Origin of the sequence: Saccharicrinis aurantiacus, assembly GCF_001660705.2 — a bacterium.
Lineage (GTDB): Bacteria > Bacteroidota > Bacteroidia > Bacteroidales > Marinilabiliaceae > Saccharicrinis > Saccharicrinis aurantiacus.
In genome coordinates, this window is the sequence record NZ_LYBV02000002.1 from 121046 (window position 1) to 136615 (window position 15570).

A 15570-nucleotide genomic window follows, 5' to 3' on the forward strand; every position below is an offset into this window, starting at 1 on the left:
TAAAGCTTAGGAGTAAACGGTAGCAACCATCTTTCGTGGGCCCCCATAATTTCTAAATTCACAAAAATAAATCCCCTGCCAAGTACCAAGGTTCAACCTTCCTTTGCTAATAGGTATTGTAAGCGAAGGTCCGGCCAGCGTCGATTTTACATGAGCCGGCATATCGTCGCTACCCTCCAAAGTATGTACATAGTCCGGGTCATTTTCCGGAACAAGCTTATTAAAAATAGTCTCAAAATCAGTACGCACCGATGGGTCAGCATTCTCATTTATGGTTAAACCAGCCGAAGTATGTTGAACAAATAAATTCAGCATCCCAGTTTGTGGTAGCTTAATGCGCGATTCTATAAGGTCTGTTATCAAATGAAAACCGCGTCTGAATTCGGGTAATCTTATCTCTAACTGATCAATCATTTTTTATTTTTATCGAATTAAACAAAGTAAAATAGGGGGCTTCCCCTGCGGGTCGTGCTATGCGCTATATCTTTGCTTCGCCATAATGGGCTCACAAAGGATGCCGCTTCTATCACTAAGCCAACTGGGTTCTAGCAAGAGGCTAAAAATCGCAGTTGGCAGTAATTCATTTAGTTTACAAAAGAAGTTTAAGCCAAAAGCCCAAAGTACTTCATGGCAATTTCTAGCGCATAATCTTCTATCACATTACAAACCTCACGGTACGATTTTAGTTTCTCTAAATCAGTACCAATAGCCAACGAAGGGTCTCTAAACGGACGCGTAATGATTTCGTCAGGCTCTTGCTCTAACTTTAAGGCCTCAGGTATCGTTTCATCGCAAATAATTACCAAGTCAAACTTCTCTTTATTGCAATCAGTAATACTTGCCGATTTAAACTTATTAATATCTATTACCGATTCCATCATGGCTTTTTGAGCCAACATATGTATGGGTTCAATTTCAGTTCCTGCACTTTGTACCTCGGCTTTCCCTTTTAAATAATAGGCCAACCAGCCTTCAAGCATTTGCGAACGAGCCGCATTCTTATTCGAGTAGATTAATACTTTCTTCATGTATATATTATTTAGAATTGAGACAGGAGATAATAGCCTTTTCTACAAGATGTAAAATTTAGTTTTGTATTATCAGTCTGTACCAATGTGTTTTGTTATTTTTTGTGTTAATGTAGTCTAATGTCTAAACTCTAATGATCTACTAAACTAATCACCCATTCACAATATATTGCTTTAGATTCTTATTAAAGAACATTTTAATAATTTCGCTCACTAAAATGCTCATTTCTTCTCTTGTATCTAAAGTAGCCGTGCCAACATGCGGTGTAAGCACTGTATTATCAAATTTCAGTAAAGCTTGTGGTATTTCGGGTTCATTCCAGTAAACATCTAAACCAGCACCGGCAATCAAATTATTTTGCAATGCGTTCATTAATGCATTCTCATCAATAACGGGCCCCCGTGCTGTATTAACAATATAAGCCGTGTTTTTCATTAACTGAAACTCAGCATCACCAATCATTCCATTTGTATCGTCATTTAGTGGAGTATGTAATGATACAACATCAGATTGTTGCAGTAAGTCTTCTAAATCCATATAGCTAACATTTAACTCTTGTTCTTCAGCGCTATCTAAAGGTGTACGTTTGTTATAAACTACATGCATGCCGCTCGCAATCGCTCTTCGTGCCGTGGCTTTTCCTATGGCGCCCAAGCCAATAATACCAAGAGTTTTTCCGGTTAGTGTGGTGCTCAAGTTTTTCATCACACCCATGGTGACTCCTTCATTGGTGCGTACTTTGCTATTCAGCAAGCCTACTTGTCGTGCTACAGCAAGCATTAAAGCATGTGCTAATTCAGCAGTGGGTTCTGTTACCGGATCAGGCGTATTGGTTACTACAATGCCTTTTTCTTTGGCGTAGTTGATATCCACATTATCATAGCCAACTCCGTAGTTTGCTATTAATTTTAAATGGGGAGCTTTATCTATTATGTGGTTTTCTAGCTTGTTACCAAATACTGAAACAATAACATCAGTTGTGCCAATGTGCTGCTCAATTTCCTCATCACTAATAATTTCCCCTTTCGGAAAAATGACTTCGTAATCGCTTCCTAGTTCGGTAAAACCACAATTGGGGATACTAAATAATACTAATATTTTATGTGCCATAATTTAATGTGTACTAAACAATCAAAATTAACGTTTAAAATAAGAAACCGATATAGCTCAGTTTTGAATTTGTTTGCATTTCAGATTTAAGAAAAGCTAAAATACAGAATAGATTATGGTTTTCTTATGATGAATGTATGTGAATGGTGACAAAATAATATAACATCAATATAAAAAATAAGTAGTTTCTAACAGTAAGGTGTACTAAACTTATGAAGTTTACAAACAATATTTAACTTTACGCCCAATTCTTCTCAATTGAAATCTATGTTGAAAAATAGTATTGTTCTTGCAATATTTTTATGTTGTTCTGTAATGCTTTATGCACAGAAAGATGTCTCTATTACTGGTATTCTGCAGTCGGAACAAGGCGAGGTGCTTGATTTGGTTAATATATCTGTTCAAGGAAAACCAGGAGGTACCATCAGTAAATCCGACGGTACATTTGCCATTTTTACAAAGGCGGTTCCGCCTTACACTTTGGTATTTTCAAGTATAGGTTATCAAACGGCCTACATTACCTTTTCTGCCGAAAGTCAAAAATCAGATTTACTCATAAAACTACGCCAAAAGGATGAAACCATAGAAGAGGTAAATGTGCAAGCCAAACGTAAGAACGAGCAGAATTTTGAGAAGATTGATGCAAAACTCTCAGCGCAATTACCCGATGCAACGGGCGGTAGTATTGAGGCCTTGGTAAAAACGCAAATGGGGGTAAGTAACAATAATGAGTTAAGCTCTCAATACCGTGTGCGTGGTGGTAACTTTGACGAGAACCTGGTTTATGTGAATGATATTGAAGTTTACCGACCATTTTTAATTCGTTCAGGACAGCAAGAAGGACTGAGTTTTGTGAATCCAGAAATGGTATCTGATATTAGATTTTCGGCAGGTGGATTTGATGCGCGTTATGGCGATAAAATGTCATCGGTATTAGATATTACGTACAAGCGCCCCACCGAATTTGGCGGAAGTGCATCTGCCAGTTTATTGGGAGCCAATGCCCATATTGAAGGCGCTTCGAAGGATGATAAGTTTACCCATATTTCAGGGGTTCGCTATAAAACCAACAGTTATTTATTGGGATCACTAGATGCTAGCGGCGATTACAATCCTACATTTTTAGATTTACAAACCTATCTTACTTATCAGTTTAACGATAAATGGGGTGTAAGCTTTTTGGGTAATGTATCGCAAAATACTTACAATTTTAAACCCGTGGATAGAGAGACTACCTTTGGTACTTTATCCGAAGTTAAAACCCTTCGAATTTATTTTGAGGGAGAGGAGAAGGATGATTTTTTAACCGGTTTTATGGCCGGAACACTTAATTTCTCACCTAATAAAAATAACAGCTACAAGCTGATATTATCTGGATTCAGAACTTCAGAAAATGAAAACTTTGATATATTGGGGCAGTATTGGATTCAGGATTTAGAATCGGAAGATGGTACGCCTAGTAAGCCTGAAGACTCGGCAACAGGAATAGGAGTAGGGAGCTATTTAGAGCATGCCCGAAATTATTTATTTGGCACAGTGCGCAATGTAGCAGTGCGAGGTAAGCACCGCGTAAATAAACATCGCCTTGAGTGGGAAGGCAAATACCAACACGAGCGTTTCAGCGATCAGATTAACGAATGGGTGATGCGCGATTCAGCAGGCTATAGTATTCCAATATCAGATCCTGAGTTGGTGCTTTCATACGCCTATAACGCCACGCACGATATCAGTTCAAACCGAGTAACGGGTTTCTTGCAAGACAATATGCACTTTGATTTACAAAAGGGTAAACTAGATTTGGCCATCGGTATTAGAGCCAGTTATTGGGATTTTAACAATGAGTTTTTACTAAGTCCGCGCGCAAGTGTATTGTACGACCCCATGTGGGAAAAAGATTATCGCTTTAAGTTTGCAACGGGTGTTTATTATCAAAGTCCATTTTATAAAGAGTACAGAGCGCAAGGTGTAGGTATAAACTACGATATTAAATCGCAGAAATCCATACACTTTGTAACAGGTTTCGATCATTATTTTTCGTCGTGGGGCCGACCGTTTAAATACTCCACAGAATTGTATTACAAGCATATGACTAATCTAAACCCTTACACCATCGATAATGTAAGGATAAGATATACAGCCCAGAATAATGCAAAGGGTTATGCTGCAGGTATCGATATGAAAATTAATGGTGAGTTTGTAAAGGGAGTCGAATCTTGGGCAAGTTTATCCATAATGCAAACTGAGGAAGATATACTTGACGATTCTTATGTGGATAAAAATACTGGCGAAACGGTTTATCCGGGTTACATTCCTCGTCCGTCAGATCAGCGTATCAATTTTAGTTTAATGTTTCAAGACTACCTGCCCAATAACCCAAGCTTTAAAGTGAATTTAAATTTGGTATTTGGTACAGGCTTGCCTTTCGGCCCGCCTCGTTCAGAACGTTATTTAGCCACTGCCCGCATGCCTGCCTACCGAAGAGTAGATATCGGTTTCTCGAAGGAATTAACAGGCGTGCATAAAAATCCGAACAAGGCCGATAAAATATTTAAGAACCTATGGTTGGGTCTTGAGGTGTTTAACCTCTTTGATATAGACAACACCATTTCGTACTATTGGGTATCCGATGTAAATAATCGCCAGTACGCTGTGCCTAACTATCTAACATCACGTCGGGTTAATGTTAAATTAGTATCGCGTTTTTGATGTGATAAATCTCATCAGCATTGTGCCTATTAAATTTTACATTTGAAATTCTAAGAATTCTAACATTAAAATAAGATAGACAATGAATCAGCAAGATTACATCAACCGAGAAGATCAGTTTGGCGCACATAATTACCATCCTCTTCCTGTTGTATTAGATAGGGGTGAGGGTATATTTGTGTGGGATACCGATGGTAACAAGTATTACGATTTCCTATCCGCTTATTCAGCAGTTAATCAGGGGCATTGTCATCCTAAAATTATAGAAGCTTTAACCACTCAAGCTGCAAAGCTAACGCTTACTTCGCGCGCTTTTTACAATAATGTATTGGGCGAGTTTGAAGAGTATATGAGTAAGTATTTTGGTTACGATAAGGTATTGCCAATGAATACGGGAGCTGAAGCTGATGAAACAGCCATTAAGCTTTGCCGAAAGTGGGCCTACGAGAAAAAAGGTGTAACAGAAAATATGGCTAAAATAATTGTGTGCGATGGTAACTTCCACGGACGTACTATTACTATCATTTCTATGTCTACCGATCCGGATTCATACAAAGGATTCGGCCCATATACTCCAGGATTTGAGGTGGTGCCTTATAACGATATTGATGCCTTGGCACAAGCTCTCGACGATCCGCATGTAGCAGGATTCTTGGTGGAGCCCATCCAAGGCGAAGCAGGTGTTTTTGTTCCTGAAGATGATTATTTGAAAAAAGCTTACGATTTATGTAAGCAGCACGATGTGCTTTTTATTGCCGATGAAGTTCAAACGGGAATAGCGCGTACTGGTAAAATGTTGGCTTGCGATCACGTAGGTATCCGACCAGATATATTAATACTCGGAAAGGCAGTTTCAGGCGGTGTTTATCCGGTATCAGCCGTAATGGCCGATGATGATATTATGCTTTGCATTAAGCCTGGCGAGCACGGTTCAACCTACGGAGGTAATCCTTTGGGTTGTAAAGTGGCCATGGCTGCATTGGATGTTATTAAAGATGAAAATCTAGAAGAAAATGCTGAGCGTTTGGGTCAATTATTCAGAGATGAATTGAATAAGATAGACTCCTCAATGATTGAGTTGGTGAGGGGAAAGGGCCTACTAAATGCCGTAGTTATTAAACCTAAGGATGGAAAAACCGCTTGGGATGTTTGTATGGCTATGAAAGAAAACGGACTTATTGCCAAACCAACACACGGACACATCATTCGTTTTGCTCCGCCATTGGTGATTAACGAAAAACAACTTTTAGAAGCTGTTGAAATTATTAAAAACACTTTGGCTCAGTTTGAGTAGTATTAAGGTTTTATTATGATATTAGAGGGCTGTTATTCTATATGAGTAATAGCCCTTTTTATTAAAACAATTATAGGCTTGCACTTAAGCGCCTTGTTTGGTTGGCCTCTTTACAAAAGGCTTTTGTTTTATTTGCAGCTTTAGTAAGACTGGCTAGCTGAGAGCTTTGCTCTTAGATCCGCCAGCCGCAGTTAAGTTTCAAATAAATAAGAAAGTTTTTTGTAAAGCAGCCTTGAATTATCACAATATTGATACAAAATGCGTCGTAAAATATCCTCTATCATTAATGCCGTTGCTCCTATTTCTGAAAAAGCACAAGCAAAAATTATCGACCTAATTCGCTATGAAATAGTTAAAAAGGGAGACTTGCTAGCCGAAGTAGGGCAGTGGAATAATTTGGAGTATTTTGTAATGGAGGGCATATTCAAAACATATTTAGATACTCCGGAAGGAGAAAGTGTAAGCATTTCTTTTTTTATGCCCGAGTCAATTATATCGCCTAGCACCACACGAAATAATGCAGGCAAATCCATTATTAATATCAAGGCCCTAAGCAATGGCGAAATTGCAACAATGGATGCAATGGCCTTTGAAAAATTGATGATTGAAGATGTTGAAATACGAGAGTTTGGCAATGCGGTATTACGAAGCGAATTGATGGCAAAGGTGCAGAAGGAAATTGCATTGGCTTCGCTTAAGGGTAAGGATAAGTTACACTTTTTACGAAAGAACTACCCAAATATTGAAAACTGCATCCCGCACAGCGATATTGCATCATACCTAGGCATTACACCCATTTCGTTAAGTAGGTTAAGAACCGAGTCATAACCATTATCATTTGTTAATGGATTCGTATTTTTAATTGACAAACTTTGCATTTCAATCAATGAAGTTGTTTAAGGTTGTAGTGGAATTACGAGAGTGACAGATTGGTTATCAGTGGCAAAGCTCAATTTTTTATTGCATAGCCGTAGCTACGGAATAAAAATTAGCTGAAGCCAATGAAATCAAGATGTTACTCGCAGATTTTCGATACAACTTTAAATAACTTCAAAACAAAAGTCATGTCAGTTTTCACATCCATATTGCAAAAAACATCCTCCTTAAAAAATCTATTGGTGCTATTTGTTTGCAGTCATCTGGTTTTATTATTGATGATGCTATTTACCTTTCCATCCATTAATGCGCAAATAGGAACCAAAGCCTTCGATTTACAAACCTTCGGATATTCAGCAAGTGTGGCAGCATCTATAGTGGATAGCTTAAATGCCGAAACTACCCAGCTATACCTGTTTCCTCAATTATTGTTTCTAGATCTACTTTACCCAATATTATTGGCATTGCTGCAAAGTAGCCTTCTGTTTAGGGTGATGAATACGAATAGTAAACTGGGTTTCGTAGTTTTGTTGATTCCCTTTTTAGCTATGGCATCCGATTATATCGAGAACATTCTTATTATTCTAATGATCTTAAAAGCAGTAGAGCTAAGTGAAGCATTTGTGTTTGTATCCAGTTCTTTTACCCTATTAAAAGGATTGCTTACTTCGGTGGCTTGGATTGCTATTTTAATAGGATTTTTAAGATTAGGGGTATTGCGTATTTATCGCAAATGAATCTTTAAAAAAAATGCGCTTTAGCCAGGTTTTTGAAACCACATAAATAAAATTGTAGATTTGCGAAATGGATGCTTATAAGAAATATTTGATTGAGGAAATAAAAATGCGTGAAGCCGATGCAGACATATTATTATCAGGATCTGAAAAGCGATACTATAAAAAGGGAGCTGATATTCAAAAACAAGGTGATGCAAGTAATATAGTTCGCATTATAATTAAAGGGTGTGCAAGAGGTTTTATGTTGGTTGATGGAAAAGAAGTGACAACCAACTTTTATTTTGAGAAAGACCATGCTTACGACTATGTTAATTACCTAAAGGAAGAGAAAGTTGAAATTAATATTCAAGCACTTGCCGATGTAGAAGCTATTGAAATATCGATGGAAGCACTTGATTTTCTTAATTCCGAGATATTGGGTATACATCAAATGAATCATCAAATATTTAAGATGTATTTAATTATACTAGAGTCACAGAGAATCGATTTCATAGTTAAAACCCCTAAACAACGCTATCTAACGCTGCTGAAGAATAATAAAGAAGTTATTTCAAGAGTTCCTCAACACCAGATAGCTTCCTTCATAGGTATTTCTGCTGAACACCTTAGTCGTATTCGTAAAGAGATACGTGATAACGAATAATAAAATATGCCCATAACGATTTCAAAAGAAGAAGCCCGAAGGCTAGTTGTTCAATCTCAGCAACTGTTTGCAAAGCCATCTCATAACAATGCTTTAGGTACTACATTGTCAGCAATTGAACACCTGGGTTATATTCAAATAGATACCATTTCGGTAGTACAGCGGGCACATCATCATACGCTTTGGAATAGAAATTCAGATTATAACTTATTACATATAGAAGAGCTTGTTGCCCAGAAAAAGGTATTTGAATACTGGTCGCACGCGGCTGCCTTTTTGCCAATGAAAGATTATCGCTATACGCTTTATCGCAAAAAAGCCTTTCACATGGGGCACGAAAAGCATTGGTTCAAAAAAGACATCCAGTTAATGGACAATATTCTGAAGCGTATTGCAGATGAAGGTCCGCTAATGGCAAAAGATTTTCAGCATTCTCAGAAAGTAAACGAATGGGGAAGTAAACCCGCTAAGCAGGCACTTGAAAACTTGTATATGCAAGGCGACTTGATGGTGGCAGAACGTAAAAACTTTCATAAGGTATATGACCTTGCCGAGCGTATATTACCAAAGGGCATAAATACTGCCATTCCTACCCAACAAGAATACATACGCTTTCTAATAACAAACTATTTGCGGGCTAATGCTTTGGGTACTGCTTCTGAAATTGCTTATCTACTTAAAAAAACAAAAAATCTTGTTGCTGTTGAATTAAAGGAAATGTTATATAAGCAAGAGATCGTAGAGGTTCAGGTAGACAATGAAAGGTATTATGTTCTTAATCAATTATTAAATGGTATTGAGAATGAAGAAGCCTACGATGAAGTAAAAATCCTTTCGCCCTTCGATAACCTGCTTATTCAGCGTAAGCGAATGAAAACCTTGTTCGATTTCGATTATCAAATAGAATGTTATACCACTGAAGCTAAACGCAAGTATGGTTATTTTTCGTTACCTATATTGTGGAAGAATCAGTTTGCGGGAAGAATGGATAGCAAGGCTGACCATAAAACCGGGATACTGCATATTAATCACCTGGCCTTTGAAAATCACTTTTCATTATCCGATGCCTTTACATTTGCTTTTGATAAAACCCTTAAAGATTTCTGTAGGTTTAATAAATGTAGTTCAGCACATCTTCATAAAACCACACCAACATCTCTAAAAAAAGCTATGAAAGCCATTTCTTAGCAAATATCAACGTCGCGCCATTTTTCAGCTCATACTTTTGCACTGTAATTAAAAATAGAAAGTATGAACACTACAAAATTCAATCTTAAAACATTTGTAATCATCACCTTGATTACTAGTATTTGGATACACATTGCAGAAGTTGCACGTGCTATGTTTGTGGCATTTCCGTTAATGGAAGAATTCTTTGCAGGTCGCATTCCTATTGGAGCAATGGAAGTAAGTAATGCCCTTATTTGGGGAGCTTGGGACACATTATTAACACTTATCCTTGTATTTGTTTATTGGTTGTGCGCAGTAGCATTCGGTCAAAATGTAAAAGCCATTCTTATTTCAGGTACAACTACCGCACTAGCCACTATTGGTATATTTTGGATAGCCAGCGTAAACACAGGTTTGGGAGAATGGAGTACGGCAGCAATACTCTTTCCTATTGCTTGGGCTGAAATGATTATTGGTGCTGCAATAGCTGCAAAGCTTTACGCCAGAGCTACTAATTAGAGGGTTTTAAAGTGGGTTCAACTATTAGTATCATTATGTCATTAGCCCTACTTTTTTACACAGTAGGAGTTTGGGCAGAAAAGATATCAGGGAAATTAAAACTGTGGCATTTAGCGTGTTTTATTTGTGGTTTAATTCTCGATAGTATTGGAACTAGTATAATGTTCAGTTATACTGATGGTATTAGCTATAGCTTCCATGCCATTATAGGGTTTTGTGCCATTGGTTTAATGCTTATTCATGCCATATGGGCTCTTATTGTTTTACTAAGTAAAGATGAAAAGAGAATTAAGAACTTTCATCACTTTAGTATTTCTGTTTGGGGTATTTGGTTAATTCCATACTTAGGCCCTGTTCTAATGCATCTATTTTAATCAATAAAAAAATGGCTATCAGTAACGATTTTCTTCAATTTATTCTCGATCAACTCTATTTATGGGAAGGGGTTTCTGCAAAACATATGTTTGGCGGAGCGGCACTTTATAAAAACGAACTTGCTTTTGGTATGATTGCCGATAACCAGTTATACTTTAAAGTAGACCAATTAAATGTTGAAAAGTACATTAAATCGGATTCTATTCAACTAAAGCCTTTTAAAAATCATAAAACTGTTTTGTCGTTCTATAGTGTACCTGTTGATGTAATTGAAGATGCATCAACTTTAGTGGAGTGGGCTAAAGAATCGTACCAAATACAACTCGATCGGAATAACAATAAAATAAGAATGAAATGAAGTATTTAAAATCTAAAGTATTCAAATTAATAATTTTCATAGTTGGGCCTATTCTTGTGTTTTTAGCTCTCACAGCCCCCCAAGAATATGAGGTTATACCCGATCCAATATCATTTAATGCAGACCAATTAGATATGAAACAACGACCATTTATTGTTGATAAAAAGGAATATCCTTTTAGAAGTAATTGGTACGAACGCGATGGAGTATCAATGCATTATATCGACGAAGGAGAAGGTATACCCGTAGTATTATGTCATGGTAATCCTGAATGGTCATTTATATATCGAAATTTAATTAAAGAGTTATCTGGCGAAGCCCGATTAATTGCTTATGATTTGCCGGGTTGTGGTTTTTCTGAATTACCAGATACCTGGAATTATACTCCGGCTGAATATTCAGAGTGGATTGCGTCATTGATTTTTGATCACTTAAAATTAGATAAATTTATAATGGTTGTTCAAGACTGGGGAGGACCAACGGGGCTTAATGTCGCTGTCAATTATCCTGATCATGTTATTGGTTTGGTTATAAGTAATACCTGGGCTTGGAAAATTGAAAGTGGAGCAGTAAAATATTTCTCTTATGCTATGCGAACTCCCATCGTGAATAGAATAAATGTAAATAGAAATATTTTTGCTACAACTCTAATGAGAGGCGAGTTAAATAAAAAAGCATCTAAAAATAAGAATATTACAGATGCTTATAAATATCAATTTCCAACTATAGAATCAAGAAAGGGGACATCAGAATTTCCGAAAAACATCACTAGAGCAGGTGAATTTTTAAGCGAGTTAGAACAGGGTTTACTAACGTTATACAACAAAGATGTTGAATTTATATTTGGCACAAAAGATTGGACTGTTGGAACACAGGATATCATTAATAGATGGCAGTCGCATTTCCCTAATGCTAACACAACAATTTTGCCCGAATCAAGCCATTTTACTCAAGAGGATAGTCCTGAGAGTTATTACAAAGCACTTAGAAATCTATTAAGCAGCATTAAATAATTACAAAAATGGAGCAATTAAATATTCTTTGGACCACAAATAACAAAGAGACATTTGAAAATATGATAAGTCATCTTTTAGCATTTTGTTAACAGCAATATACTTATACCCCTGTAAAGCTAGTTGTGAGGTACCTGCAGTTGGATAAACAGTTTAGAAAGTAAACCCAATTCAAGGCTCGTTTATTCCTATTTATATCTATTAATCCGTGTAAACTCAGCTACTTGTTTAACAACTTGCTCTTTTGTCATTAACTTTGATGCTTCTAAAGTTTTATATACCATAAATAAAACAAAACAATGAAGTCCAAACGATAAGTAGCCCCCAACGGATAAGTATAAAAGCGAATCAATACTATAAATAATTAGTCCAGCTAAAAATGCTCCTTTTATCTTTTTTCGGGCTTTTACCCCGATTAAAACAAAAATACCTGATGTTAAAATACTCGGAATTAAAAACAAAATGGACTTTACTTCACTTGATTCATACAATGCAGCTTCAATAATTTGGTTTAACCCTACACCAAAAATAAAGATTTGCCCACAATCGAGGTATTGGTATATTGAATTCATTAATGTAAGCCCTGCAATCCAGAAAAACCAACTTGCTGCACTTTTAATTTGTTTTTCTTCTGTGCGCTGATTTAAAGAGTCATCCTGTTTCGAATCTGATTCTGTTTCTTCCTCATTTCTTATTGGTTCTAAATATTCATCTTGAGCAAGAATTTTATTTGCAACATCCTTGTATGACTCATCCACAGGAATAAAATCTCCACACTTGCTTACAAAATTTGGTTTATCATTAGTCAGACCACACATAAGTCCTCTCTCTATGTCCAACTTCTTATTGGTACAGCCTTTACAAATTTCAATGTTTTTCATCAATTGTTTATTATTGGGTAAATAGTTTTTAATAGCAATTCAACTAATTTTCTTTTTAACTATTCTAGGTTTTGTTTTCCATCCTTTTATTGGGGCTACAATATGCTTTGGTATTATTTTATCTAGTAATATTTCACAGTGGGTAGGTTTTTCTGGGTTAAATTTTATAAAATAATTTTTGTGTAGAAACTCTTTTGAGTCTACAGTTTTACTTGAGGTGTATCTGACTCCTTCATAATTAAAACTAAAATATATTGCTCTTCCACCCTTAGATAAATATTTATGCTCGTATACATTCCCTATAGTATAGCGGTGATTTTCCTCTAATGTTTTGTTATTCTTGTGTTCATAAAATTGATGGGTATAAATTATTATTAGTAATATTATCAGAGGAATTCTGCCATCTGAATACTTTTTTAATCTCATAACTTTTTACTAGTATGATTTGTTGTGCATGAAAAACCTCTGGGTTGAAAATATGTTTATATAGTTTCCAATAGCATTTCAACTAATATTCATATTAACTCAGTTTTGTTTAACAACTCTAGCTTTGTCATTAAGCCAAAAGAACTTGTCCTTTATCACTTCATCAGAGATTTTAATTTCTTTATAATTATCTTTTGTTACTTCTCTTGGAATAAAAATATGGTATGCAGGATTCTTTTTACTGTAAATCACCAAGTATCTATAATTAGGGTACTTAAGATACTTTCTAGTGCGACTACCATCTCCATTTGAGTAACTATTACGATATGTTTTTCCATTAACTTTATAGTGGTAAGAATAACTAGTATAGACTGTTAAATTGCCAGCTAGATAAGCTTCCGTTGTAATTCCAATTGTATTTTCAACTTCAGTCATGTATTTGCTATATACAAGTTTGTTGTATACGCTTGAAATAATGAAGAGTATGAAAGTTACAAGTATTACAATTAATATCTGATTTCTATTTGACATTGGTGTGTTTTTGCCCATAAGCTGTAAGTATGTTTATATAGTTTCCATAAGAATTACCTAAAGCACTTCCTCCAATAGTGCCAAATTCATGTGCGCCAAATTGTATCAAAGTCCCAGCTATAGTCCTTCCTGTATAACCAGCCAATCCATCTTTATATGTTATCAATCCATCCTTCAAACTTGAACGTTCAAAGATAGTCCCAGCTGCTACATTTGCGGCTTTTCCCCACATAGGCCCCCCTGGTATTGCCGATGTAAAATTAAAATTCATGGCAGCAGCATGCCAATCTCCATCATGTTTAATCAATTGTGATGCATATTCCCCTGCCATGGCAGGCACATTAATATATTTGTTATTTATTGCCTTGCTAGCATACCTACCCATATACTTATACCCCTGTAAAGCTAGTTGCGAAGTACCTAATTCTGCAGCTGCAATAATAGCAAGGGGCACGCAAGTGTTCTCTTAACAGTATTTTACGCTTTTTTAAAATATCTTTCAAATATTTTTAGTGTGTATATTCTTTTTAAGAATAAATAAAAGACTATTTCAATAATCAAAGTAATAAATATCAAATGGGTAGATTCATTATTTTGAATGACTAGCTTGTAATTTATAATTAAATCTAATACTATTAAATAGGGTAGATATTTGAGAAGCTTCACTCTCATGATGTTGGAGCGTACAGCTATTCCAATGCATAATATACAAAAGAAAAGATAGGCAATTGTATACATTATAAATGTAAGGAAGTTAACGAAACCTGGCATTAGACCAATTGGCTGAAATATATCATACAGTTTATGCGAATTGTTGATTAAATATTTCAAGTTTGTAAGTACCCCTGCGCTTAAGTATAAAAAAGATACGAATGTAAATAATGTATTAAGAATTATTACGTAAATATTTTTAAAATCACTAGTCCTAATACTTTGGTAAACAAAAGGGAATATAAATACTAAGTATATAAGAATCAATATCTTCATTTTCTAACTTTTTCTTTATGTCTAATTTGTTCGTTATGATATATTTCTATTAATTCATCATTCATAGCATCTAACGTGGACTTTAATATTTGCATAGGAACTTGATTTGGAGAAACACCCGGAAATTCAGTACTGACTTCTTCATATAATATAGGTAACGCATCTTTTATAAGGTCAACACCTTGTGAACCTAATTTAGCACCAACACCATAATAAATAATATTGGCTTGCTCTATCAAATTGCCATTCCAGTATTGATAATCAGCTAACTTTCTCATACCTAAAGTTCCTATATTTTTACCTCCTTGGTATAATAAAGGGGCAGCTTCTGCAGCTGCAATAATAGCAAGGGGCACGCAAATAGTAATGGCTACTACTTTAACACCTTCGGTATTCATGCTGTGGTTTACTGATCGTGCAACCACTTCCCCTTCATCAGGTCTAACATTAACATCACTCAGCATAAAGCCAGTAAATGCACTTTTCGAACCATCTTCGTGGTAAGTGTACTCTAAATCATAACCCTTTTTACCCTTAAACTTTTCGCCTTCTTTTAGTTTTGTTTTATCACCCCAATAAGCTGAACCATCCTCTTTTTTTACCCAACCTGTATTGGGGTCTTTTGTATTACTAGGTAAATTTCTGTTTTGCGCAGCTATCTTATGCTTTAAGCTTAATATGCGCATCTCTTCCGAAGTGTCTACCTTCTGAATAAAAAACGTGGTAGTATAACTTTCAGTGTAGGGTATGTGTGCAGGGGCATTAGGCCACGATACATCATTAGGTGGAGGTACAGATCCACTACTAATAAAGGCATAGCCCACACCCTCAACAAAGCCCTCGTAAAGGCTACCAAAGCCTACCAAAACCTCAAACTCTTCTGAGGTAATATATTTGTTACTATACTTGCTCATG

Annotated in this window: 18 protein-coding genes; 10 read left to right on the plus strand and 8 right to left on the minus strand. The window is 35.9% G+C overall.

The features are described from left to right. Positions 1 to 6: 6 nt before the first annotated feature. The 3 genes from A8B35_RS01790 to A8B35_RS01800 form a co-directional block, all read right to left on the minus strand. Positions 7 to 414 carry a secondary thiamine-phosphate synthase enzyme YjbQ gene (locus tag A8B35_RS01790; RefSeq protein WP_068471590.1) on the minus strand — a complete coding sequence of 136 codons (408 nt, stop codon included), beginning with the start codon at positions 412 to 414 and terminating at the stop codon, positions 7 to 9. 188 nt (positions 415 to 602) lie between these two features. After that, a complete protein-coding gene (locus tag A8B35_RS01795; protein ID WP_068471591.1) occupies positions 603 to 1028 on the minus strand; it encodes an arsenate reductase/protein-tyrosine-phosphatase family protein in 426 nt (141 codons plus the stop codon). A gap of 151 nt (positions 1029 to 1179) precedes the next feature. Further along, entirely contained in the window at positions 1180 to 2139 is a 960-nt protein-coding gene (locus A8B35_RS01800; protein WP_068471592.1) for an NAD(P)-dependent oxidoreductase, read from the minus strand. Between the two features lie 267 nt (positions 2140 to 2406). On the opposite strand from A8B35_RS01800, the gene A8B35_RS01805 reads away from it, so the two are divergent. The 10 genes from A8B35_RS01805 (at position 2407) to A8B35_RS01850 (ending at position 11830) form a co-directional block, all read left to right on the plus strand. Beyond that, on the plus strand, positions 2407 to 4845 hold the full coding sequence (locus A8B35_RS01805) for a TonB-dependent receptor (RefSeq protein WP_068471593.1): 2439 nt from the start codon (positions 2407 to 2409) through the stop codon (positions 4843 to 4845). 82 nt (positions 4846 to 4927) lie between these two features. Further along, positions 4928 to 6139 (plus strand): ornithine--oxo-acid transaminase, encoded by a 1212-nt coding sequence (gene rocD, locus A8B35_RS01810; protein ID WP_068471594.1) that lies wholly within the window; start codon positions 4928 to 4930, stop codon positions 6137 to 6139. 258 nt (positions 6140 to 6397) lie between these two features. Next, positions 6398 to 6967, plus strand: coding sequence for a Crp/Fnr family transcriptional regulator (locus A8B35_RS01815; protein ID WP_068471595.1), 570 nt, complete (start codon positions 6398 to 6400; stop codon positions 6965 to 6967). Between the two features lie 236 nt (positions 6968 to 7203). After that, entirely contained in the window at positions 7204 to 7752 is a 549-nt protein-coding gene (locus A8B35_RS01820; protein ID WP_139314782.1) for a hypothetical protein, read from the plus strand. Positions 7753 to 7819: 67 nt separating this feature from the next. Further along, positions 7820 to 8395 carry a Crp/Fnr family transcriptional regulator gene (locus A8B35_RS01825; protein WP_068471597.1) on the plus strand — a complete coding sequence of 192 codons (576 nt, stop codon included), beginning with the start codon at positions 7820 to 7822 and terminating at the stop codon, positions 8393 to 8395. Positions 8396 to 8401: 6 nt separating this feature from the next. Beyond that, complete coding sequence (locus A8B35_RS01830) at positions 8402 to 9583, plus strand: winged helix-turn-helix domain-containing protein (RefSeq protein WP_068471598.1); 1182 nt, start codon at positions 8402 to 8404, stop codon at positions 9581 to 9583. A gap of 63 nt (positions 9584 to 9646) precedes the next feature. Beyond that, a complete protein-coding gene (locus A8B35_RS01835; RefSeq protein WP_068471599.1) occupies positions 9647 to 10084 on the plus strand; it encodes a hypothetical protein in 438 nt (145 codons plus the stop codon). A 35-nt stretch (positions 10085 to 10119) separates the two neighbouring features. Beyond that, positions 10120 to 10458: an HsmA family protein gene (locus A8B35_RS01840; RefSeq protein ID WP_068471600.1), complete on the plus strand. Its 339-nt coding sequence runs from the start codon at positions 10120 to 10122 to the stop codon at positions 10456 to 10458. Between the two features lie 11 nt (positions 10459 to 10469). Further along, a complete protein-coding gene (locus tag A8B35_RS01845; RefSeq protein ID WP_068471601.1) occupies positions 10470 to 10817 on the plus strand; it encodes a TfoX/Sxy family protein in 348 nt (115 codons plus the stop codon). Beyond that, a complete protein-coding gene (locus A8B35_RS01850) occupies positions 10814 to 11830 on the plus strand; it encodes an alpha/beta fold hydrolase (protein WP_083634266.1) in 1017 nt (338 codons plus the stop codon). Before A8B35_RS01845 ends, A8B35_RS01850 begins: the two co-directional genes overlap by 4 nt. Positions 11831 to 12018: 188 nt before the next feature. On the opposite strand, the gene A8B35_RS01855 is transcribed toward A8B35_RS01850, so the two are convergent. The 5 genes from A8B35_RS01855 to A8B35_RS01880 all read right to left on the minus strand — a co-directional run bounded on the left by A8B35_RS01855 (position 12019) and on the right by A8B35_RS01880 (position 15569). Then, positions 12019 to 12711, minus strand: a complete 693-nt coding sequence (locus tag A8B35_RS01855) for a hypothetical protein (RefSeq protein ID WP_068471602.1) — start codon at positions 12709 to 12711, stop codon at positions 12019 to 12021. Positions 12712 to 12750: 39 nt separating this feature from the next. Continuing rightward, complete coding sequence (locus A8B35_RS01860; RefSeq protein ID WP_068471603.1) at positions 12751 to 13137, minus strand: hypothetical protein; 387 nt, start codon at positions 13135 to 13137, stop codon at positions 12751 to 12753. Positions 13138 to 13236: 99 nt separating this feature from the next. Beyond that, complete coding sequence (locus A8B35_RS01865) at positions 13237 to 13572, minus strand: hypothetical protein (RefSeq protein ID WP_222844082.1); 336 nt, start codon at positions 13570 to 13572, stop codon at positions 13237 to 13239. Between the two features lie 85 nt (positions 13573 to 13657). Beyond that, complete coding sequence (locus A8B35_RS01870) at positions 13658 to 14122, minus strand: hypothetical protein (protein WP_068471605.1); 465 nt, start codon at positions 14120 to 14122, stop codon at positions 13658 to 13660. A 529-nt stretch (positions 14123 to 14651) separates the two neighbouring features. Continuing rightward, positions 14652 to 15569 carry a hypothetical protein gene (locus A8B35_RS01880; protein ID WP_068471607.1) on the minus strand — a complete coding sequence of 306 codons (918 nt, stop codon included), beginning with the start codon at positions 15567 to 15569 and terminating at the stop codon, positions 14652 to 14654. Position 15570 lies beyond the last annotated feature (1 nt).